The sequence below is a fragment of the Marinifilum fragile genome (assembly GCF_963677365.1).
Classification (GTDB): Bacteria; Bacteroidota; Bacteroidia; order Bacteroidales; family Marinifilaceae; genus Marinifilum; species Marinifilum fragile.
Map to the genome: position 1 here is coordinate 3,827,048 of NZ_OY781962.1, position 23,704 is coordinate 3,850,751.

A 23,704-nucleotide genomic window follows, 5' to 3' on the forward strand; every position below is an offset into this window, starting at 1 on the left:
AAAGGATGAAGGCGGGAAGAAAGTTGTTGTTATCAATCTTGGTTGGAGGCTGTGTTCTATGCAGCATTCCTTCTCATGCAAAGAATGTAAAATCTACCAAAAAGGATAAGCTTCAAAAGGAAGTAAAACTAACGGAACAGCAAAGGTTGGAATTCGATTATGCTTTTGCCGAGGCTACCAAGGCCATTTTACTTGGTGAGGTAGAAAAAGGAATTTCTTTGTATGTTTCCTGCCTTAAAATAGACCCTTCGAGTGCTGTTGTACGATACGAATTAGCAAACATCTATCTAAGCAAAGAAGACTACAACAGTGCTCTTGAATTGGCTCGAGGTGCTGTAGCACAGCAGCCACGTAACCTTTGGTATCAGATTCAATTGGCTAATATTTACCAAAAGAAAGGGATGATTGATCATGCCTGTAAAGTTTACGACGACTTGATTGAAATGTATCCGGAAAGAGATGATTTCTTTTACTTACAAGCCGCCTTATATGCTTCTGTGGAGAAGTTTAAAGAAGCAATAGAGGTTTATGATCGCTTGGAAAAAAAGGAAGGAATTCAGGAAGGTGTTTCTCTCGAAAAGGAGAGACTTTACATTAAAATAGGAGATAAGAAATCGGCATATACAGAGGTGCAAAAGTTGATAAAAAAATATCCATATCGTGCTGATTTTTATGGCATGTTGGCCGATTTATACTTGACTGATAACGAAGAAGAAAAAGCCTTTAAGCAGTATCAGGAAATTTTAAAAATTGATCCAAATAATGGTTTGGTTCACTTTTACCTGGCAGATTTTTATAGGAAAAAGGGAGAAATAGAAAAGGCCAATGCCTCATTGGCAAAAGCATTTGCGCAAGAAGAAGTGGAGGCCGATCAGAAAATCCAATACTTAATTGCCATGTTAATGGCCCCTGATCAACCTGAATTATCCGATGATTATTTGAAATCTTTACTTGACACCTTGGTTAAAATACATCCAGGACACGTTCGTGTTCATGCCTTGTATGCTGACTTTTTAAGAAAAAGAAAAGACAATGAAGGAGCTAAATATCATTTGGAAAAGGTATTGGAAGACGAAAAATCCAATTATGTAGTTTGGGAGGAATTGTTGCTAATTTATAATGAACTATTGGATTTTGATGGTATGTTAAAAGTAAGTACTGAAGCATTAACATACTTCCCAAGTCAACCACTTTTGTATGTATTTAAAGGAGTAGCAGCGGCTCAAAAGAACGATTATAACACAGCTATTAGTGCATTCGAAAATGGAATGATGTATATTGGTGATAATGTAAAGTTGCGTATCCAGTTCAGAACTTATATGGGTGATGCTTATTATCAGAATGGTAATGCTGATAATGCGTTTAAAGCCTACGATGAAGTTCTTTTGTTTGAGCCTGATAATGTGATTGTACTCAATAATTACAGCTATTACCTTTCGGTTCGAGGAGAACAACTTGAAAAGGCAAAAAAAATGAGTTCAAAATGTATTGCCTTGGAGGCGGAAAATCCAACCTATTTGGATACTCATGCTTGGGTTTTATACCGATTGGGAGAATACAAAGAGGCAAAGGAAACCATGGAAAAGGCCTTGCAATTTGGAGGTAATGATTCTGCTGTACAAGTTGAACATTATGGCGACATTCTTTACAGGTTAGGAGAAGGTGAAAAAGCCATGGAAGAGTGGAAGAAAGCAATGGAGTTGGGAGAAGGTTCAGAAAACCTTGCAGAAAAAGTAAAAACAGGAACAATTCCTGAAGAACAAGAAGATGAAGAATAAATTACATTCAAAAATATACCTGGGAGCCATGGTTTTAATCATGGCTTTTATTCAGTTTTCGTGTAAAACAACCTACGATCTTGGTGTGATAAAGGCTAAACCAATGTCGGATGCAAAGTTGTATAGAAATTTAATAGATAGTAGTATTCATTACAACACCTTGTTCGTGAAGAAATTCTCTGCTAATTATACTGTTGACGGTGTGAAGAAGAGCTTCAAAGGTGCAATTAAAATTCAAAAAGATAGTCTGATTTGGATTTCAATAACAGCTCCAGTTGGTGGTTTAGAGGTTGCACGTTTAATGATTAGTCAGGATTCGGTTAAGATGATAGACAGATTGAAAAAGAAATACTTTATAGATGACTATGATTTTTTTAGAGAAAAACTGAATGTAGATTTTGATTTCAAATCGCTTCAAGCAATTCTGACCAACTCAGTTTTTCAGACAACAAATGGAGAAAAAGAAAAATCTTTTATTCGTAGTTTTAATGGACGAATTATTGATAATATGTACGTTTTTACTTCCGAAAAATCACGAAAAGTCGATCGGAAACTTCGTAAGGATAAGTTAAAAAGATTATCTCGATTTGGATACCAAAGAGTTGATATTGATCCGTCATTAATGAGAATTACAGATGTTTTGGTTAAGGATTTTGATGATTTACAGGATGTAAGTGTAAAATACAGGGATTTTAAAATGTATGAGGATCGTAAATTCCCGCAGCGATTAAGTTTCGAGGTGGTTGATCCAAAACATTTATTATCTTGTAGCATTAAATTTAATAAGATTACTTTCGACGAAGAATTGAAGTTTTCTTTTAAAATTTCAAGTAAGTACGAAAGAATATATCCTTAAAATAGATTATGGGTGTGTCAATAAAAAGATTTTTTAACCTTCCGCTGTGCATAATTATTCTATTGGTAACTTTATCTCTTGATGGATTTTCGCAGACAAGTATATCATCACTAAAAAAGCGAAAAGAGCAGAACGAAAAAGATATTGCATACACCAATACACTCATTAATAATACAGTAAAAGACAAGAAAGTAAGTTTGGGGCGATTGAATTTACTGAACCAAAGAATTCAGTCAAGGCAATCTTTAATAAGCTCCATTGAGGCTGAAATAGGCTATATTGGAAATCAGATTCTTCAAAAGAATAAAGATATCTCGAAATTGGAAGATGAATTGGAGAAACTAAAAAAGCAATATGCCAAAGTTATTGTGTATGCACACAAACAAAGGAATTCTTACGAAAAATTAATGTTTTTACTTTCTTCCAAAGATTTTAACCAAGCGTATAAAAGATATAAATACCTTCAGCAATTTTCAGAATATAGCAGAAAACAAGGCAAGACAATTGGAATTAAGAAGGATTCCTTGTCGGCAAAAATTGTTGAATTGAATAAGGTTAAGGAAGAAAAGGTTAATCTTCTGGCACAAAAAACACAGGAAAATAACAAGTTGTCTGCTGAAAAATCACAACAATCTGCCTTGGTTCAGAAGTTAAAAAAGCGGGAAAAACAACTTCGCGATGATTTGAAAAAGCAAAAAAGATACGCTCAAAAATTGCAAAAGGAGATTCAAAAGATTATTGAACAACAGGCGCGATTGGCAAAAAAATCAACCAAATCTTCAGGAAAATATTCCATTACCCCAGAGGACAAAACACTTTCCTTATCGTTCGATAAAAATAAAGGAAAGTTGCCTTGGCCAACTAAAACTGGTTTTATTTCAGAAAAATTTGGGGAACATCCACATCCAGTTTTAAAGCATGTTACCATTCGAAACGATGGAGTAAATATTACAACAGATTCCAAGTCGGATTGTAGATCAGTGTTTAAAGGTGAGGTTACTCACATTCTTTCAATGCCTGGTTTAAATAATGTGGTGATTATTCGCCATGGTGAGTTTTTCTCGGTTTATTCAAATTTGGCAAGTGTAAATGTAAAGAAGGGAGACATAGTTCAATCAAAAGAAAAAATTGGTGTTGTGTACACCGACAATGAACAGGACCAAACCGTACTAAAATTTCAATTGTGGAAGGGAAGTACAAAATTAAATCCTGCACAATGGTTGTATCGTAACTGATTCTATTTACGTAGAAGATAAGTAATGGAAGATAATCGGGATATTTTTATTGCGAAACTGGATCGCTTTGTTCGCAAATACTACCAGAATTTGCTGTTACGTGGATCTCTGTCATGCCTTGTATTGTTTTTAACTTACTTTTTTCTGATTTCATTTTCAGAGTATTTCTTGTACCTATCAGTAGCGGTTAGAACAACGTTAATCTTTTTTTCTGTTGTATTAATTATTGTATTAGGATATCAGTTTTTAATTCACCCAATTGTTGGATTGTTGAAAATTGGCAAACGAATTTCGTATCGACAAGCAATAGATATTATTTCTACACACTTTCCAGATCTTCAGGACAAGCTAATCAATACCCTGGAATTAACAGAGCAGGCCGAACAAATAGATCAAAAAGAGAATTCTTTGCTCTTAGCCAGTATCAATCAACGAATTGAATCGGTCAAAATTATTCCTTTCCGAACAGCTGTTTCTTTTAAGGCGAATTATAAATATTTAAAGTACTTGTTTGTCATTTTAACTGTTATTGTTTTTGTGCATTTTTTAATCCCAGATATGTACTCAAATAGTACGGAAAGACTTGTAAATTACGACAGGAAATACACTCCCCCTGCCGATTTTTCTTTTGTGTTGGATAGTTGGACAGGAATAGCAGTTAAAGGCTCTAATTTCAGCTTAAAAGCTCATACCAAAGGGAAGTACATTCCAAGCGAAGTTTACTTGCTTACAGACAATTCGAGATTTTTGATGAAAAAAGAAAATTCGATAGAATTTTCCTATTTATTTCGAAATATCAACTCTGATATCAGTTTTCGACTGCAATCAGGAAAAGTAATTTCTGAAGAATTTAAAATTAAGGTGATTTCGAAACCAACCATTAAAAATTTTTCTATTTCAATAAAATCTCCTGCCTATACAAAATTGCCTTTGCGGATTGAAAAAAACATCGGAGATATCAGTGTACCAGAGGGTTCTAGTTTAGAGTGGATGTTCGAAACTGATTTTTCAAGTGCAGGAGAATTGATTTTTTCTGATTCCCTAAACCCTAACCCAGTAATTTTAGATGGAAATAGACTTAAGTTTTCTCGAAAAATCAGGAAACAAAATTCATATAGAATTTATCTAAGCAATAAAGAATTTAATAGAGAATCCTATACAAAATACAATGTTGATATAATTCCAGATTTGTATCCGCAAATTAAAATTGCAAGTATCCAAGATTCGTTAATTGAATCGGGATATTATTTTCGTGGTCAGATAAAAGATGATTATGGGTTTTCAAAATTGAGATTTGTTTACGAAGCCGATAATTTATCTCCGGTTTATATTCCAATATCCTTGAATCGAAATTTAAGTGCTCAAGAGTTTTTCTTCTCTTTCGATTTTGCATCCGAAAATTTTAAAGAGGGAAGTAACGTAAAATATTATTTTGAAGTTTTCGATAATGATGGTATTAATGGTGTAAAGAAAGTAAGTTCACAACAGTTCAATTACTACATACCTGATTCGAAACAACTTTATGATTTGAATATTGCTGTTCAGGATAGCATTGGAAGTAAAATTAACCAAAGTATCCAATTAAGCGAATCCATTCAACAAGATATTCTGCGTATGCAAAAAAACACTTTGGATGGATCGGCAGAAAAATGGCAACAGGAACAATTGCTAAAGGAAATAGGAAACAAGAAAAAACAGTTAGATAATTTGTTACAAGAGGTGCTTCAGGATAATCAACGTAAAAACCGCTTGATGAATTCGGCAGGAATGGATGATCCTCTTTTAATGGAAAAGCAAAAGCAAATAGAAGATTTGCTTGAAAAAATAATGGATCCTGATCTGCAGAAATTATTCGAGGAGTTTAACAAACTGGCAGAAGATCTTAAATCTGAAGACATCAATAAATTAGGAAATCAACTAAAAATGTCAGTTGATGATTTTCAAAAACAATTGGACAGAAACCTGCAATTACTTGAAAGATATGAAATTGAAGTTCGTGTTAAGCAATTGACAGAGCGAATAAATAAATTGGCTAAAGATCAGGATATATCGGCTAGTAAGTACAGAAAGGAAGCTGAAAAAATAAAGCAAGATCAGAAGTTGGGACAGCAAAAATGGAACGAGCTGAAAGAAGATTTAAAAGATGTACTTGATAAAAATTCCTCTATCCAAAAGCCATATGATTTTGATGGAGATTTGAACGACCTCCAAGACCAAATTGATGAAATGATACAAGAATCAAATCAACTTTTTGAGAATAACAAAATTGGGAAAGGGGCAAAAAATATGAAAAACACTTCATCCAAACAGAAGAATTTTGCTCAAAAGTTGAGTGATAATATTGCCAATAGCTCATCAGTTCAAATGAGTGCTGATATTGGGAATTTGGTTCGATTAATGAATAATCTAATCGAATTTTCATTTCAGCAAGAAGAGGTTTTAAATGGCTTTAAAAGAATTGCTTATATAAATCCAATGTATTCTGAAATGATTGAAAAACAAGGTGATCTAAAAGAGGAGTATGCTCTTATACAAGATTCTTTAATTGCCTTATCAACACGATCTTCTCAAGTTGCTTCCTTAATCGGTAATCGGATTTTTAATATTGAAAATGAGTTGGAGAAAGTAATTAGCGAAGTAAATGAGAGAAGAACAATACAGGCAGCAACAGCGCAACAAAAAGTTTTGACTGATGTTAATGAGTTAAGTGTATTTTTATCGGAGGCTTTAAAACAGATGATGGAGCAAATGGCAAATGCTATGCCTGGAGATCAAATGGGAGATAAAAAAGGAGGTCAACCATCTTTTTCAGGTTTGAAATCTGATCAAAAATCGTTAAAAAAGATGCTGGAAGAATTAATTTCCGAGATGAGAAAAGAAAATTTTGGAAAAGTTCCCAATGAGAAGTTGGGAAAATTTTTACAGCAGCAAGAAATGTATCGTCAAAATTTGCAAGAAATGCTCCAAAATGGAGGTCTTGGAAACGAAAGTGAGAAAATCTTACATGAAGTGATAAAAATGCTTGACCAAATGGAGTCGGACATTTCTAATTTTTCAATAAATTCGAATATGATTTTACGCCAAAATCGTATTTTTTCAAAATTATTGGAAGCCGAAAATGCACATAAAGAAAAAGATTTTGATAAGAAACGAGAAAGTAAATCAGGAAATATTTTAAAATTGAGTAACCCTAGAGAAATATTTGAGTATAAAAGAGTACGAACAAATTTTGAAGGAGTATTTTATGACTCAAATGTAAAATTGTTCGACTATTATAATAAGCTGTACTTGGATTATATGATAAAACTTAATAATGACTAAATCTGAAAACTTGTTGGTATTTCCATCTGAACTAGAAAACATAAGTAGGGTTGAAAGATTGATTGATGATATTTCATCTTCCTACAATTTAAGTTCTGAAATTTACGGTAAAATTTCGGTAGCTATCATAGAAGCTGTTAACAATGCGATTCTTCATGGCAATCGATTAGATGTCTCAAAAAACGTTAAGGTTGAGTACAATATAGATGAAGAATCAATTCAGTTTATTATTGAAGATGAAGGATCTGGTTTTGATTTTGAAAATATTCCTGATCCAACCTTACCTGAGAATATCGAAAAAACACATGGTAGAGGTATTTTTCTTATGAATCATTTAGCTGATGATATTGAATTTTGCGAAAATGGCGCTTTAGTTGATATGAAATTTAGATTTGCATAGATGTTGATTACATATAATTCGTGTGAAATAGAAATTCCCGCGATTGATCAAAAACGCATTAGCGATTGGGTCAATCGCGTTGTCGTTAATAATGGCGGCGAAATAGGAGAGATAAACTATTACTTCTGCTCCGATGATTACCTGTTGGAAATGAATCGTGAACACCTAAATCACGATTATTATACAGATATAATAACCTTTGATTATACCGTTGCTAATATCATCTCGGGAGATCTTTTTATAAGTGTTGATACAGTACGTGACAATGCTGAAGAGTACAAATGCGAGTATTTTGAAGAACTGCATCGTGTTATTATTCATGGCGTACTTCATTTGTTAGGCATTGACGATAAAACTGATGAAGATCAGGCGATCATGACACAAAAGGAGGATGAATCATTAGCATTACTTTCCAAGATTATTTAAATTTGTGAAATTTTTTAATTTATTTTGCTGGAATACAGAATGTTAGAGCTTGCTGAGGCTTTCTAGTGTTTTGATATTCAGTGAATTAGTTTTAATTTATTTATCTTTGTAGATAAATAAGGAATAAAGAATACAAATATCTTATAATAGTATGTTGCCTAAATATGATGTAATAGTAGTAGGGGCTGGACATGCAGGATGTGAGGCAGCTACAGCGGCAGCTAATCTTGGTTCATCTGTTCTTTTAATAACAATGGATATGAACAAGATTGCTCAAATGTCTTGTAATCCTGCAATAGGTGGAATTGCGAAAGGTCAAATTGTTCGTGAACTTGATGCATTAGGTGGATATACCGGTATTGTTACAGATCGTTCTTCCATTCAATTTAGAATGTTGAATAGATCGAAAGGACCGGCGATGTGGAGTCCAAGAGCACAGTGTGATAGAATGATTTTCTCGGCAGAGTGGCGCAAGATTGTTGAAAATACAGACAATTTAGACATGTGGCAGGATGCTGTTGTTGGAATTATTGTTGAAGATGGTGTTGTAAAAGGTGTAAAAACCAAACTTGGAATTGATATATTTTCTGAAACTGTTGTATTAACCAATGGGACTTTCTTGAATGGATTAATGCACATTGGAAGAAAACAAGAAACAGGAGGACGATCTGCAGAACCAGCTTCTTTTGGAATAAGTGAGCAGTTAAAGTCTTTTGGATTCGAAGTAGGAAGAATGAAAACTGGTACGCCAGCTCGATTAGACGGAAGAACTATTGATTTTTCTGTAATGAGAGAGCAGGGTGGTGAAGAAGGATTTTATCAATTCTCATATCTTAATAATCATATAGAGAAGGAACTTCGCCAGAGACCTTGTTACATTACTTATACAAATCCTGAAGTTCATGAGAATTTGAAAGAAGGGTTTGAAGATTCACCAATGTATAATGGTACCATTCAAAGTACAGGTCCAAGATATTGCCCAAGTATAGAATCTAAGCTTTCAACCTTTGCAGAGAAGAATGAACACTTATTATTTTTGGAACCAGAGGGGGAGCATACTCATGAATATTATATCAATGGATTTTCATCTAGTTTGCCATGGGATGTGCAATTAAAAGCTTTGCAAAAAGTTCCTGGATTGGAGAATGTAAAAATGTACCGTCCGGGATACGCAATCGAATATGATTACTTCGCTCCAACTCAATTGTATCATACTTTGGAAACCAAAATTATTTCAAAATTGTATTTTGCAGGTCAAATCAACGGAACTACAGGATATGAGGAAGCCGGTGCTCAGGGAATGATGGCAGGTATTAATGCGGCTTTATCGGTACAAGGTAAACCAGCATTTACTCTTAAAAGGGATGAAGCATATATTGGTGTTCTAATCGATGATTTGGTTACAAAAGGGGTGGATGAACCATATCGAATGTTTACTTCTAGAGCAGAATATCGAATTTTACTTCGTCAGGATGATGCAGATGTTCGTTTAACTCCAAAAGCATTTGAGTTAGGTTTGGCTGATCAAGAAAGAATGGATTTACTGAATGAAAAAATTGTATACAGAGATAAGTTATTTCAATTCTGTAAAGAGTTTAGTTGTAAGCCAAAATTCTTAAATCCAGTATTGGAAAAATTAGGAACGAGCCCTTTGAAACAAGGGGTCAAGTTGTATGATATTATTTTACGTCCTCAAGTTGGTATTCAGGATCTCATTGAAGATGTTACACCATTAAAAGAGGTGATAGAGGAAATTCCAAATCGAAAGGATGAAATTATTGAGGCAGCTGAGGTTCTTATTAAATATAGTGGTTATATCGATAGAGAGAAATTGATAGCAGATAAACTAACTCGTTTGGAAAATATTGATATAAAAGGTAGATTTGATTATATGACATTACAATCTTTATCCACCGAGGCTAGACAAAAATTAGATAAAATTCAACCGCAAACAATAGGGCAAGCATCACGTATTTCTGGTGTGTCGCCAAGTGATATAAACGTTCTTTTGGTGCTTATGGGACGATAATGTTCCACGTGGAACCAAGGAGTATTTTTCAAAAGTTTACTCCTTAAAACGCCCGAAATCGATCTCCTTGTTGTAAACAAAGGGAAAGTTTCGGGCTTTTTTATAAGTGTATTTATGCTATAAAAATTCTATCATGAATGATCAAAACTTTAAAATATCGGGAAAAATTGTAGATGTAATTTCACGAGAAATTATTTCGGGTGAAATTGAAGTTGTGAATGGATACATTAAATCTATAGTTCCAAAACAAGATGTTCCCGATCGATATATATTGCCAGGATTGGTTGATTCTCATATGCACATCGAAAGTTCTTTGTTAATTCCAAGCCGATTTGCAGCCGAAGCAGTGAAGTGTGGAACTTTGGGTTTAGTTACCGATCCTCACGAAATTGCAAATGTATTAGGAGAGATAGGAGTAGACTTCATGATTAATGATGCAAAGAAGGTTCCACTGGAAATTAAATTCGGAGTGCCTTCATGTGTTCCGGCAACTAAACATGAAACCTCGGGTTTTGTTTTAGATAGTAATATTGTGGAAAGTTTGCTTAAACGAGAAGAGGTTGTTTGCCTTGCAGAGGTGATGGATTTTGTTGGAGTAGTGGAGGACGATTTAGAAGTTCTCAGAAAAATTATTGCTTGTAAAAATCTAGGGAAAAAGATCGATGGTCATGCACCAGGCTTAAAAGGTGCAGATCTAAAAAAATATGTTGCTGCTGGAATTTCAGCTGATCATGAATGTTCAACCATCGAGGAGGCATTAGAGAAAATTTCGTTGGGTATGATGATCCAAATAAGAGAAGGAAGCGCAGCAAGAGATTTTGATGCTCTATGTCCTTTACTTGAATCGCATCCTGCTAAAGTAATGCTATGTACAGACGATCTTCATCCCGATGATATGGCAGAGAATGGACATATCGATTACCTAATTAAGAAAGGATTGAAGAAAGGATATGACATTTTTAATTTACTTCGAGCAGCAAGTTACAATCCAATTCATCATTATGGGTTAGATTTAGGATTGCTTCAAATTGGAGATTCTGCAGATTTTATTTTGGTAGATAATCTTGAACAATTTTTCATTCAGGGAGCATATCGAAAAGGGGAGTGTATACTAAATAATGGCAAGCCTTCTTTTGAAGTTCACAATGAAATACTATTGAATAATTTTAGTCGAAAGCCTATAGATCTATCTGAAATTTCTGTTCAACCTAAGAATGGTAAAATAAAAGTAATGGTTGCCAAGGATGGGGACTTGATTACAGATTCAATTCTATGTGATCCTAAAATTGAGAATTCAAATCTTGTTCCTGATGTTGAGAATGATCTTTTAAAAATGGTTGTTATGAGTAGGTATGACAACGGAAAACCAGTAGTTGGTTTTGTTAAAGGTTTCGAATTTAAAAAGGGAGCCATTGCAGAAAGTATAGCACATGATAGTCATAATATCATTGCCATTGGAACTAGCGATGAAGAATTGACTCATGCAATAAACACCTTAATTGATTTAAAAGGGGGGATTGTTGCTGTTAATAATAGCGAGAGTAAATTTGTGAAACTTGAAGTGGCAGGCTTAATGTCAAATAAAGCAGGATCTCAACTTTTGGAAGAATACTCGGAATTGTTCGAATTTGCATCAGAATTAGGCTCTAATTTCGAATCTCCTTTCATGACACTTGCATTCATGTCACTTCTGGTGATTCCTAAATTAAAGTTATCAGATAAAGGATTGTTCGACGTAGACCAATTTAAAGTGGTAGATTTATTTACCAACGAATAGTAATTTTCTGCACAAATATCGATGATTAAAAACAAAAACATTGACTATCTAAAATCTCTAATTTTAGCTTTACCTGAAGAACCTGGCGTGTATCAGTTCTTCGATGAGAATAATAACATCATATATGTTGGGAAGGCAAAAAGGTTAAAAAGAAGAGTAGCTTCGTATTTTAATAAAGTTCATGATAATGCTAAAACCAATATCATGGTACGGAAGATTTCTGAGATACGACATATTGTTGTGGACTCGGAAGAGGATGCATTGTTGTTAGAAAATAACCTTATAAAGAAACATCAACCAAGGTATAATGTATTATTGAAAGATGATAAGTCTTTTCCTTGGATTTGTATAAAGAAAGAGAATTTTCCAAGAGTATTTGTAACAAGAAATCTTGTAAAAGATGGTTCTGAATATTTCGGTCCCTATACAAGTGTAAAGATGGTAAGAACGCTTATGGATATGGTTCGATCCTTGTATAAGCTTCGAACATGTAATTTAAGCTTAAATTCAGAAGGAATTTTAAATGGGAAATTTAAAGTTTGTTTGGAATATCATATAGGTAATTGCAATGCTCCTTGTGAAGGGAAGATAGACAATGAAGAATACATGGATACCATTCAAGCTATCCGAAATATACTCAAAGGAAATATTAGAATGGTTACTTCTCATCTTAAAGAAAAGATGACTGAATTGGCCGAGGTGTATAAGTTTGAAGAGGCACATATTATTAAAGAAAAACTTGAACTACTAGATAAATATCAAAGTAAATCTACTATAGTAAATCCATCTATTGATAATGTAGATGTCTATTCTATACTGGAAGATGATGAATCTGCTTACGTTAATTTCTTAAAAGTAGTAAATGGTGCAATTATTCAAGCTCACACAATTGAGTTAAAAAAGAAAATTGAGGAGAGCAAAGAGGATTTATTACTTTTAGCAATTACTGAAATTCGACAAAAAATATTTAGTACTGCAAAGGAGATTTTAGTTCCTTTCGAAATTGATTTGCCATACAGTGGTGTGAAATGTTTGGTTCCTCAACGTGGTGACAAGCGAAAATTACTGGACTTGTCTTTGCGTAATGTCAAATATTACCGTCTCGAGAAGTTAAAACAGGGAGAGAAATCTAAGAAGCAAACCAGTTCTGATCGAATTCTGGAAAGAATGAAAAATGATTTGCGATTAAAAGATCGTCCTGTACATATCGAATGTTTCGATAATTCCAATATACAAGGAACAAATCCTGTTGCTTCCTGTGTAGTATTTCGTAATGCCAGACCTTACAAAAAGGATTATCGACATTTTAATGTAAAAACTGTAGTAGGTGCAAATGACTTTGCTTCGATGGAGGAAATAATCTACCGTAGATATAAAAGGTTATTGGAAGAAGAACAGAGTTTACCGCAGCTAATTGTGATAGATGGAGGGAAAGGGCAGTTGGGTGCTGCTCTGAATAGTTTAGAAAAATTAGATTTGCGAGGCAAAATTTCAGTAATTGGGATAGCTAAAAAACTTGAGGAAATTTATTTCCCTGGTGATCCATATCCACTATATCTTGATAAGAATTCTGAAACTTTAAAAATCATTCAGCATTTGAGAAATGAATCACATCGATTTGCAATAACATTCCATAGACAAAAACGTTCAAAAGCATTTATTGGTTCCGAATTGGATAAAATCGATGGAATTGGACCAAAGACCGTTCAAAAGTTAATTCAAAGGTTTAAGTCTGTAGAAAATGTGAAGAAGGCTTCATTAAATGACATATCAGAAGAAATTGGAAATTCTAAAGCCTTAAGTATTTGGAAATATTTTAATTAGAATAATTAATATAAACCTATTTCTATATTGTAATTTACTCCATTTCAACCACTTGGAAGAGTAAAAGTATTTAGAAAAATAACTGGTAAAGCTCTTTGGAGCCTAATTTATTAAAGTATAAGTCTAAATCCATATCATTAAGTCTACTGTAAATCAAAGAGTTAATGTGGTTAGAGCCTTTTATGGTTTCTATAAAACAATGGAAATCTTTTGTTTTAATGCAATTACCTGAAATATAGAGTTCTGTGATAATTCCTTTTTCAATCTGCATTTCTATTTCCAAAATTTGACCAGAGGGGTAGTTACAAATTTTCTCGAACTTATAGTTTGGAGAATAACCATAGTTCCATTCCCAAGTCTGAAATTTATCTGTTTTTAAATTTTCAATGGTAGTGATGTCTTCATCTGAAAAAGTAAATAGTTTGGAATTCGGATAAGTTAGGGCAAATTCCTGAATCACCTTATTTGCAAATTCTGAAATGGAAATGGGAGAAGAAAGATATTCAGAGATATTCGTTACACGGCTTCTAATAGATCTAACGCCTCTATCTGTAAACTTTAAAGGATTTACCTTCAATAGTTGGTTTAAACGCTTTAAATCGCTTGAAAAAAGCATTGTTCCATGTTGCATCACTTTGTTTTTGTATACATGTGATGCATTACCCGAAAATTTCTTGCCATCTATTGTCAAATCACTTTTGCCTTCGAATTTGGCATTTACTCCAAGTTTTTGCAAGGCTTGAATAATAGGAGAGCTATAGCTTTTAAAATCGACTAGCTTGCCTTTTTCACCTTTTTTAATCAGGCAATAATTTAAATTGCCAAAATCATGATATACGGTTCCACCTCCTGATAAACGACGAACAACAGGAATATTTTCTTCATTTACGCGATCAAGATTAATTTCTGCAAGTGTGTTCTGATGTTTTCCAACCACCAAAGAATCTTGATTAATGTATAGGAAAAAGAAATCTTCATCGTAGTTTTTAAGAAGATATTCTTCGCAGGCAAGATTGTAATATGGATCGTTTGAATTGCTGATGAAATAATTCATGATTTTGATTTTGTATTTTCTAATACAAATATGATTAATATTTGCTAAATATATTAATTTAGACTCAATTTTAATAAGTTGTTTTTATTGAACATGTGATTGATTTCATCAATGATTCTTAAGCAGAGAAACTTATCTTTAAGATTTAAATTGGATTAAAATATCTTAATAAATATTTAGTTATGCGTGTTGTAATACAACGAGTAAGTAAAGCTTCGGTAACAGTTGAAAATGAAATTGTTGGTAAAATTGATGATGGTCTGATGATTTTGGTTGGGATTGAAAATGAAGATAATAAGGAAGATGCGGATTGGTTGTGTAAAAAGATTTGTAATCTCAGAATCTTTGATGATGAAGATGGAGTAATGAACAGATCATTACTTGATGTAAAGGGTAATATTTTAACCGTGAGTCAATTTACCTTACATGCAAAAACGAAAAAGGGGAACAGACCATCGTATATAGCAGCTGCAAAACCTGATATTTCAGTTCCATTATACGAGTATTTTGTGGATAAATTAAAAAGTGAATCTGCTGCGAATGTGGAAACGGGTAAATTTGGTGCTCATATGGAAGTTGCTTTGGTGAATGATGGGCCAGTTACGATTTTAATAGATACTAAAAACAAAGAATAGATGGATAATTTAACGATTAAGGAAGCTCAAAAAAGAGTGGATGACTGGATTAAGGAATACGGTGTTCGCTATTTTAGTGAGTTAACCAATATGGCTATTCTTACGGAGGAAGTAGGAGAGGTTGCCAGAATCATATCAAGGAAATATGGAGAACAATCATTCAAAGAAAAGGACAAGGAAATTGATTTGGCTGATGAAATGGCAGATGTACTTTGGGTTTTGATGTGTTTGGCCAATCAAACTGGTGTTGATCTTAATGAAGCTTTGATTAAAAATCTCGATAAGAAAACAAATCGAGATGCGAATCGGCACAAAGAAAACACGAAACTTTCTACGGATTAAGGAAATAAGATCAAAATCAAGCACAAAGAACTGTTTTTTTACTTAGTTTTGTGGCTTTACGAAGAGTACTGAAAAGTACGAAATGGAAAAATCAGCGAAAATATTCGCAACCGGTTAAAATTTAATTAATTACATTTTTGAAACGTCAAAAAATGAAGAAAAACATTTTAGAGATCTTGAAAACGTACAATTTGGAATTGAACGATCAGGAGGTAGCAAATCAAGTAAAAGAGATTATTGCTTCTGATTTTGATTCATTGTACAGTGTAGAGAATTTAAAGAAGAACTTTTCGTTAATCGATTTAACAACTTTAAATTCTACAGATACACATGAAAGAGCCAAACGTTTTGCTGATAATGTAAATAACTTCCGGAATGATTTTGACATGCCAAATGTTGCTGCCATCTGTGTATATCCTTACCAGGTGCCAACATTAAATGAAAACTTAAAAGCAGAAGGAGTAAATATTGCTTCTGTGGCCGGTGTTTTCCCATCTTCTCAATCATACATTGAAGTTAAGGCATTAGAGTGCAAAATGGCTGTTGAAAAAGGAGCCGACGAAATTGATATTGTTATTTCGATTGGAGCATTCCTTGCAGGTGATTACCAAACCGTATTCGATGAGATTGTAGCTCAAAAAGAAGCTTGTGGAAAAGGGCACTTGAAAGTGATTCTGGAAACTGGCGAGTTAAAAACAGCAACGAATATCAGAACTGCTTCAATTATAGCAATGGAAGCTGGTGCAGATTTTATTAAAACATCAACAGGTAAAGTTCCTGTTAATGCAACTTTAGAAGCTGCCCATATCATGACTCAGGCAATTGCTGAATATTACGAGAAAACTGGCAGAATGGTTGGATTTAAGCCTGCAGGTGGAATTTCAACACCAAAAGATGCCATTGAATTTTACTCCATTTCTAATAGAAACTTGGGAGAGAAGTGGTTAAATAATGAGTATCTAAGAATTGGTGCTTCAAGTTTGGCAAACAATCTTCTTTCCGAGATTCATAAATTAGAAACAGGAGAGGAAAAGACAATCACATATTTTTAAAATTGTGAATACAATTTTATACAAGAGTCGGAAACTTTTTCCGACTCTTTTCGTTAAATGCAAAAAAAATATTTAACTTCAAAAAAAATATTGATAATATAAAAGTTACCCTGCTGTTAAATTTAACTCGATGTACAAAGAATCCTCAGAACATCTGCTATTACGAATAAAAGAACTTGAAGATGAGTTAAAAGCTGTAAAACAATCATTTGGAGCAAAATCAGGTTTGGTAAAACATTTATTAAGAAATGCTAAAGGCCAAACGCAAGAGTATTTATCTGTAATTGATACTGATTTTACTGTTGTTGAACTGAACCAAAATCGTTTAAAACAACTTACCAAAAAAAGAAACGAAATTATAGGTACTAAGTGTTATAAAGCTTTTTACGATTTGGATAAAGAATGTAAAGAATGTACTGTTAAAGAGGTTATAAGCTCAAGAAAAGCAAGTCGCTTTTTAAAATCATACGACTTTGACAATGCCATTAAATTTGAAGAAAAAACGGTCAGCCCAATTTTAAATGAAGAGGGTGTGGTTGAACGATTGGTTATTGAAAGTAAGGATATTAGTGGTTATTATCAACTTGTAGATAAAGTAGGACAAAGAGAAGAGTTTTTCAAAAATATATTTGAATCAGCTGGAGATGCATTTTTAATTCATGATTCCAATGGTAATATTTTGGATTTTGGTTCCAAATTGCCTGTTTTATTGGGGTATAGCCAGGAGGAGTTTAAAAAACTATCGTTAATTGATATTGATGATCCTCGTTATTCTATGAAAATTGACAGTCGTCAGGAGCAGATGAAGGATAAGGATCACTTGTTATTTGAAACTGAATTAATTCGCAAATCTGGAGTAAGGATACCTGTTGAAGTAAGCGCAACACTTATCCCGTTGCAAGGGGAAAAGTTGTTTTTTGTTTCTCTTCGTAATTTAGAAAAACGCAAAAAAGTAGAAGAAGATTTAAAAATAAGCGAAAAGCGTTTCAGAACTTTGGTAGAGAATGCTCCGGATCTGATTATGCGATTTGATAAAAACTATAAACATCTTTTTGTCAATTCTGCAACGAAGACACTTTTGAATATTGAACCTGAGGAATTTATAGGGAAAACACACGAAGAACTTGGCTTTCCGGAACACATGTGTAAGTTTTGGGAAAAAGAGATGAAAAAAGTTTTTCTAAGCTCAAAGTTAAAAGTTGTTGAGTTCTCAATTCAGATCGATGGAGAAGACAAATATTTTGATTGGCAGCTAATTCCTGAGTTTGACGAAGAGGGTCAAACTGAAACTATTTTGGCTGTAGCCAGAGATATTACTGCTCGAAAATTAAATGAAAAGGCATTGGAAGATGCCGTGAAAACAAAGGACAAGTTCTTCTCCATTATCGCTCATGATTTGAAAAATCCTTTTAATGCGATGTTACCTATCATACACATTTTAAAGGAAAACCATTTGGATATGCAAAGGGAACAGCTTTCTGAAATGATTGAATTAATCAATTCTTCGGTAAAGCAAGAATACAATTTATTGAAAAACCTATTGGAATGGTCAAGGGCGCAAACAGGGGCAATTAAATTAAAGCCCGAAAGAATTGAATTACGACAACTTTTTGAATCAAATTTACTACTTCATAGGGCAGTAGCTGAGAATAAAAATATTTCTATTGAAGTAAATGATCCTGAAAGTTACAATGTTTTGTCTGATAAATATATGCTCGAAACAGTTATTCGAAATTTGGTTTCGAATGCGTTAAAGTTCACTGAAACTAATGGCAATATAAAAATCCATATTACTGAGAATAAGAATCAGGTTTTATGTAGTGTTCAGGATAATGGAATAGGAATAAGTCCTGAAAATCAGCAAAAACTATTCAGAATTGATACCAATTATACTCGATTGGGTACAAAAGATGAATCAGGAACAGGCTTAGGACTAATACTGTGTAAAGAGTTTGTGGAAAAAAACGGAGGTAGCATTACGGTGCAAAGTGAAGTAGCTGTAGGCAGTACTTTCACTTTTAGTTTGCCTAAAGCTCCTTAATTATTTAGTTCTTGAGATGGTGTATTCAACTAGTTCCTGCAATGATATATTGGCTTCAGATTCAGAAAAATCAGATAAAACATCTAAAGCTTTTTGTTTGTATTCCAGCATTTTATCACGAGTATAGTCGATACCACCTTTTTCCTTCACAAACTGAATTAACTCATTAACTTTTTCAGAGTCTTTGTTGTGTTTTCGAATGATTTTAAGAGCCCACTTTCGTTCTTTATCAGTTACATTTCTTAGTACATAAATCAATGGGAGAGTAAGCTTTTTCTCTTTGATATCGTTACCTGTAGGCTTGCCAATATTGCCTTGTTTTTCGTAATCAAATAAATCGTCCTTCATTTGGAAGGCAACTCCCAGGTATTCACCAAATTTCTTTAGTTTATCTTGCTGATCTTTTGTTGCACCAACCGATAAAGCACCCAGTTGAGTACACGAGGCAATTAAGCTTGCCGTTTTCTTGTAAATGATATCAAAGTAAACATCTTCTGTAATATCCAGCTTGCGTGACTTTTCGAGCTGTAAAAGTTCACCTTCACTCATTTCTCTAACAGCATCCGAAACAACTTGTAACTGATCGTATTCCTTATTTTCCAACGCAACTAACAAGCCTTTTGAGAGCAGGAAATCACCTACCAGAACCGCAGCTTTTGATTTCCAAAGTGCATTAATGGAGAAAAAACCTCTTCTTTCGTAAGCCTCATCAACAACATCATCATGAATAAGTGTTGCAGTGTGTAGTAATTGAGTTAATGCTGCAGCAATGTACGTGGATTCTTGAATATCACCTATTAATTTGGCACTAAGAAAGGTAAGTATTGGTCTTACTTCCTTACCTTTACGTTTAATAATATAATTATTGATAATATCCAGTAAGCGAACTTTACTTTTCATCGATTTCTTAAAGTAAGACTCGAACTGTTTCATTTCCTTCTCAATAGGAGCTTTTATAATACTAATACTGCTTTTTTTCGAACTCATAGAAACCAAAGTTAATAATTAAAACTTCTGATGGAAGACCTGCTGGATCTAAATTTCCAGATACAAATATCTCGTTTTTATTAAGACTACAAATAAATTATATACAAAACGAGAAATTTAAATATTTCGATATGATTATGCCTTTCATTCACGAATATATTTATATATTTGCATTTGATAATTTACGTGAATAATCTTAGTGTATGAAAATTAAAGAATTAGAACCTGAAAAACTAGAGATGGCGGCCAATATGCTAAAAGCAATCGCCCATCCAATGAGAATTGCAATTTTGGGTTATCTGGAAGATGGCAAGAAACTGACGGTGACTGAAATTCATGAATTACTAAAAATAGAACAATCTACAACTTCTCATCATTTGGGAATTTTAAAGGATAAAGGTGTACTTTCATCAAAACGTGAGGGAAAAAACACTTATTATTTCTTAAAACACTGTAGTTTGAGTAATATTGTTGATTGTATCAGCAATTGCACACATGGATAAAGATTTAAAACCGGATGATACCGGTTTTTTTTATGAAATAAACAATGGCAAAAATTAGATTAACAAAAGAGTTCCGCTTTGAAATGGCACACGCTTTATGGAACTATGATGGACTGTGTAAAAACATTCATGGTCATTCTTACATTTTGTTTGTTACAGTAATTGGAGAGCCCATTACTGATAAAACAAATCCTAAATTGGGAATGGTAATGGATTTTGGAGAATTGAAGGGGATAGTATCAGAGGAAGTTGTTGATCAACTGGACCATGCATTGGTTCTTAGTAAGGATACTCCAAATATTGATCAATTAAATATCCCACAGATGTTCGATCGTTTTTTTGTGATGGATTACCAGCCAACTTGCGAAAATATGATTGCCGATTTTGCAGATAGGATTAGGGCTAGACTACCTAAAGGAGTGGAGCTTCATTCATTAAAACTGCATGAAACAGCAACCTCTTTTGCAGAGTGGTATGCTTCCGATAATGAATAATACCGTAAAAAAACATAGGATGAGCCCGAATTATAGATTCGGGCTTTTTTATTGCTCTTAATTTACATTCCATCTTGGAATTATTCATTAATATTTACTCATTGATAATTGCGATAGCAGTATTATCTTGTATTTTTGTTTGAATACATTTAATACATACATTTTTTATGCACTCATCAGCTAGTAATTCCGGCAAAAAGCTATTTTTATTAGATGCTTTTGCCTTGATATACAGATCGTATTACGCATTTATCAAAAATCCAAGGTTTACTTCAACTGGCATTAATTCTTCTGCTATGCTTGGATTTACCAATACTCTGCTTGAAGTTTTGGAGAAAGAAAAACCATCGCATATTGCGGTTGTTTTTGATCCTGTTGGACCAACTTTTCGTCATGAGATGTTCAAAGAGTACAAAGCCCAGCGTCCGCCTATGCCTGAGGATCTTCGTAAATCCATTCCTTACATTAAAAGTATAATTCAAGGTTTTAATATTCCTGAATTGGATGTGGAAGGTTTTGAAGCAGATGATGTTATTGGAACCCTTGCAAAAAAAGCAGAAAAGAAAGGCTATACGGTTTACATGATGACACCCGATAAGGATTATGCCCAGTTGGTGAGTGAAAATATTTTCATGTACAAGCCCAAACGATCAGGAAAAGAGGTGGAAGTTTGGGGAATTCCCGAGATTAAAGAAAACTTTGGTGTCGATCATCCTGATCAGATCATCGATTACCTTGGTTTGATGGGAGATTCTGCTGATAATATTCCAGGTTGCCCAGGTATTGGACCAAAGACTGCACAAAAATTGATTGGATTGTATAAATCCATAGATGGACTCTATGAGAATACTGATCAGTTAAAAGGCAAGCAGAAAGAAAAAATTGTGGCTTCGGAAGAGCAGGTTCGATTTTCGAAAGAGTTGGCAAAAATTGCATTGAATGCTCCTATAGATTTCGATGAAGAGAAATTTAAATTGATCGATTTCGATGAAGCCAAGTTAAGAGCTGTTTTTAAGGAATTGGAATTTTTTACAATTGCTGAAAGAGTATTTAAAAATCAAGCTGATCTTTTTGTCTCACAGACTGAGAAATCTACGGATAGTATTCCGATAGAGGAAAAAGAAATGATTCTCAGAGATGTAAAATCATTAAATTGTAAGTTTTTCATGATTGATAATGAGCAAGTAAGAGCTGATTTGAAAGCAGAATTATGTGTTCAAAAAGAATTTGCTTTTAGAACAGTTTTGTCTGATTCCGATCCAAACACTTCAAAATTGAGAGGAATGTGCTTCTCATTTAAGAGTGACAAGTCTTTTTTTGTTCCATTTCCAGAAAATTCAGAGGAAGCCAAAAAAGTGGCTCAGGAATTCAAATACATTTTTGAAGATGAAAAAATCATCAAAATTGGACATGATTGCAAAAAAGACATTTTGGCACTTCGTTGGTTGGGTTGCGAAGTAAAAGCACCAATTTTCGATACCATGATTGCTCATTATCTGATTCAACCGGAATTAAAGCATGAATTTTCATTTGTGGCCAATTCTGTATTAAACTACAATGTAATTCAAGAAGAAGAGAAAGGGAAGGGTAAAAAAGCTCAACTGAGTTTGATGTTGGATGAAGAACCTGTTAAGCATGATCAGTATTGCGAAGAAGTTGTGCTGGGTTTAGAGCTTAAATCAGAGCTTGAAAAGCAAATGGAGGCTAATGGCCTAATAAAGCTGTTTAATGAGATAGAAATGCCTTTAATGAGCATTTTGGCTGATATGGAATTCAATGGTGTATCGATTGATGTTCCAACTCTAAATGATTACGCCAAAGTGCTAAATGAAGAGGTAAATGGGATTGAGGCAGAAATCAAAGAATTAGCGGGTGTGGAATTCAATGTAGCATCACCGAAGCAATTGGGAGAGGTGTTGTTTGAGAAGATGGAATTAGACAGCAAGGCCAAGAAAACCAAGTCTGGACAGTACTCAACTTCCGAAGCTGTACTAGCCAAACTTAAGGGCAAGCATGAAATCATTCAAAAAATTATGGATTTCAGATCACTGAAAAAATTGATTTCAACTTACGTAGAAGCTTTACCAACCTACATTAATCAGGTGTCTGGCAAAATTCATACATCATTTAATCAGGCGGAAGCAGCAACGGGTCGATTGAGTTCTACAAATCCAAACCTGCAGAACATTCCAATTCGAACAGAGCAAGGAAGATATATTCGTAAAGCATTTGTTCCTTCAACTGAAGATCATGTATTTCTTTCTGCCGATTATTCGCAGGTAGAATTGCGTTTGATGGCTCACATGAGCAAAGATCAAAACATGATAGATGCCTTTAATCATGCTGCAGATTTCCATCAGGCAACGGCAGCAAAAATTTACAAGCTGCCAATTGAAGAGGTAAGCAAGGAAATGCGATCTCGTGCCAAAACTGCCAATTTTGGAATTATCTACGGTATTTCAGCCTGGGGATTGGCTGAACGATTGGACATCTCGAGAAAGGAAGGAAAAGAACTTAAAGATGGTTATTTTGAGTCTTATCCTGAAGTAAAGGCCTTTATGGAAGCCAGTATTGAGAAGGCACGTGAGAACGAATTTGTGGAGACTTTGATGGGACGACGTAGGTATTTAAAAGATATCAACTCGAGTAATGCCATTGTACGTGGAGTAGCTGAACGAAATGCTATTAATGCTCCAATCCAGGGATCAGCTGCCGATGTAATTAAAATTGCAATGATTAACATCGATAGACGTATGAAAAAGGAGGGAATGCAGTCGAAAATGATCATTCAAGTGCATGATGAATTGAACTTTGATTGTTTAAAATCCGAATTGGAACAAATGAAAGTGATCCTTCGTGAAGAGATGGAAAATGCAATTCAATTATCTGTTCCACTTATCGTAGATATGGGAGTAGGAGAGAACTGGCTGGAAGCGCATTAAAGAATGGA

18 protein-coding genes are annotated in these 23,704 nt (G+C 33.9%); 16 read left to right on the forward strand and 2 right to left on the reverse strand.

Annotated elements, in window-relative coordinates; genetic code table 11:
* The first annotated feature begins 5 nt into the window (after nucleotides 1-5).
* The 9 genes from ACKPCA_RS15320 to uvrC all read left to right on the forward strand — a co-directional run bounded on the left by ACKPCA_RS15320 (nucleotide 6) and on the right by uvrC (nucleotide 13,646).
* On the forward strand, nucleotides 6-1,778 hold the full coding sequence (locus tag ACKPCA_RS15320) for a tetratricopeptide repeat protein (protein WP_321279887.1): 1,773 nt from the start codon (nucleotides 6-8) through the stop codon (nucleotides 1,776-1,778).
* The gene (gene lolB1 / locus ACKPCA_RS15325) at nucleotides 1,768-2,634 is read left to right on the forward strand and encodes a lipoprotein insertase outer membrane protein LolB1 (protein WP_321279888.1); all 867 of its coding nucleotides are present in this window, start codon (nucleotides 1,768-1,770) and stop codon (nucleotides 2,632-2,634) included. Before ACKPCA_RS15320 ends, lolB1 begins: the two co-directional genes overlap by 11 nt.
* A gap of 14 nt (nucleotides 2,635-2,648) precedes the next feature.
* Complete coding sequence (locus ACKPCA_RS15330; RefSeq protein ID WP_321279889.1) at nucleotides 2,649-3,869, forward strand: murein hydrolase activator EnvC family protein; 1,221 nt, start codon at nucleotides 2,649-2,651, stop codon at nucleotides 3,867-3,869.
* Nucleotides 3,870-3,893: 24 nt separating this feature from the next.
* Nucleotides 3,894-7,190, forward strand: coding sequence for a DUF4175 family protein (locus ACKPCA_RS15335; RefSeq protein ID WP_321279890.1), 3,297 nt, complete (start codon nucleotides 3,894-3,896; stop codon nucleotides 7,188-7,190).
* Complete coding sequence (locus ACKPCA_RS15340) at nucleotides 7,183-7,590, forward strand: ATP-binding protein (RefSeq protein WP_245625795.1); 408 nt, start codon at nucleotides 7,183-7,185, stop codon at nucleotides 7,588-7,590. Before ACKPCA_RS15335 ends, ACKPCA_RS15340 begins: the two co-directional genes overlap by 8 nt.
* Complete coding sequence (gene ybeY, locus ACKPCA_RS15345; RefSeq protein ID WP_054715000.1) at nucleotides 7,591-8,016, forward strand: rRNA maturation RNase YbeY; 426 nt, start codon at nucleotides 7,591-7,593, stop codon at nucleotides 8,014-8,016. It begins immediately after the preceding gene.
* A gap of 151 nt (nucleotides 8,017-8,167) precedes the next feature.
* Nucleotides 8,168-10,045 (forward strand): tRNA uridine-5-carboxymethylaminomethyl(34) synthesis enzyme MnmG, encoded by a 1,878-nt coding sequence (gene mnmG, locus ACKPCA_RS15350; RefSeq protein WP_321279891.1) that lies wholly within the window; start codon nucleotides 8,168-8,170, stop codon nucleotides 10,043-10,045.
* Nucleotides 10,046-10,178: 133 nt separating this feature from the next.
* On the forward strand, nucleotides 10,179-11,822 hold the full coding sequence (gene ade, locus ACKPCA_RS15355; RefSeq protein WP_321279892.1) for an adenine deaminase: 1,644 nt from the start codon (nucleotides 10,179-10,181) through the stop codon (nucleotides 11,820-11,822).
* Nucleotides 11,823-11,843: 21 nt separating this feature from the next.
* Nucleotides 11,844-13,646, forward strand: coding sequence for an excinuclease ABC subunit UvrC (uvrC, locus tag ACKPCA_RS15360; RefSeq protein ID WP_321279893.1), 1,803 nt, complete (start codon nucleotides 11,844-11,846; stop codon nucleotides 13,644-13,646).
* 70 nt (nucleotides 13,647-13,716) lie between these two features.
* Here the strand turns inward: uvrC and ACKPCA_RS15365 are convergent, their stop codons facing one another.
* Nucleotides 13,717-14,700 (reverse strand): lipoate--protein ligase, encoded by a 984-nt coding sequence (locus tag ACKPCA_RS15365; protein WP_321279894.1) that lies wholly within the window; start codon nucleotides 14,698-14,700, stop codon nucleotides 13,717-13,719.
* A gap of 182 nt (nucleotides 14,701-14,882) precedes the next feature.
* Between ACKPCA_RS15365 and dtd the strand changes: the two genes are divergently transcribed.
* The 4 genes from dtd to ACKPCA_RS15385 all read left to right on the forward strand — a co-directional run bounded on the left by dtd (nucleotide 14,883) and on the right by ACKPCA_RS15385 (nucleotide 18,770).
* Nucleotides 14,883-15,335: a D-aminoacyl-tRNA deacylase gene (dtd, locus tag ACKPCA_RS15370; RefSeq protein ID WP_321279895.1), complete on the forward strand. Its 453-nt coding sequence runs from the start codon at nucleotides 14,883-14,885 to the stop codon at nucleotides 15,333-15,335.
* Nucleotides 15,336-15,677 carry a nucleotide pyrophosphohydrolase gene (locus ACKPCA_RS15375; RefSeq protein ID WP_054715011.1) on the forward strand — a complete coding sequence of 114 codons (342 nt, stop codon included), beginning with the start codon at nucleotides 15,336-15,338 and terminating at the stop codon, nucleotides 15,675-15,677.
* Nucleotides 15,678-15,829: 152 nt separating this feature from the next.
* Entirely contained in the window at nucleotides 15,830-16,729 is a 900-nt protein-coding gene (gene deoC / locus ACKPCA_RS15380; protein WP_321279896.1) for a deoxyribose-phosphate aldolase, read from the forward strand.
* A gap of 130 nt (nucleotides 16,730-16,859) precedes the next feature.
* Nucleotides 16,860-18,770, forward strand: a complete 1,911-nt coding sequence (locus tag ACKPCA_RS15385) for a PAS domain-containing protein (protein ID WP_321279897.1) — start codon at nucleotides 16,860-16,862, stop codon at nucleotides 18,768-18,770.
* On the opposite strand, the gene ACKPCA_RS15390 is transcribed toward ACKPCA_RS15385, so the two are convergent.
* On the reverse strand, nucleotides 18,771-19,757 hold the full coding sequence (locus ACKPCA_RS15390) for a polyprenyl synthetase family protein (RefSeq protein WP_321279898.1): 987 nt from the start codon (nucleotides 19,755-19,757) through the stop codon (nucleotides 18,771-18,773).
* Nucleotides 19,758-19,960: 203 nt separating this feature from the next.
* Here ACKPCA_RS15390 and ACKPCA_RS15395 point away from each other — a divergent pair, with 203 nt between their 5' ends.
* The 3 genes from ACKPCA_RS15395 to polA all read left to right on the forward strand — a co-directional run bounded on the left by ACKPCA_RS15395 (nucleotide 19,961) and on the right by polA (nucleotide 23,696).
* The gene (locus tag ACKPCA_RS15395; RefSeq protein ID WP_054715022.1) at nucleotides 19,961-20,260 is read left to right on the forward strand and encodes an ArsR/SmtB family transcription factor; all 300 of its coding nucleotides are present in this window, start codon (nucleotides 19,961-19,963) and stop codon (nucleotides 20,258-20,260) included.
* A 44-nt stretch (nucleotides 20,261-20,304) separates the two neighbouring features.
* Nucleotides 20,305-20,754 carry a 6-pyruvoyl trahydropterin synthase family protein gene (locus ACKPCA_RS15400; protein WP_321279899.1) on the forward strand — a complete coding sequence of 150 codons (450 nt, stop codon included), beginning with the start codon at nucleotides 20,305-20,307 and terminating at the stop codon, nucleotides 20,752-20,754.
* 167 nt (nucleotides 20,755-20,921) lie between these two features.
* The gene (gene polA, locus ACKPCA_RS15405; RefSeq protein WP_321279900.1) at nucleotides 20,922-23,696 is read left to right on the forward strand and encodes a DNA polymerase I; all 2,775 of its coding nucleotides are present in this window, start codon (nucleotides 20,922-20,924) and stop codon (nucleotides 23,694-23,696) included.
* Nucleotides 23,697-23,704 lie beyond the last annotated feature (8 nt).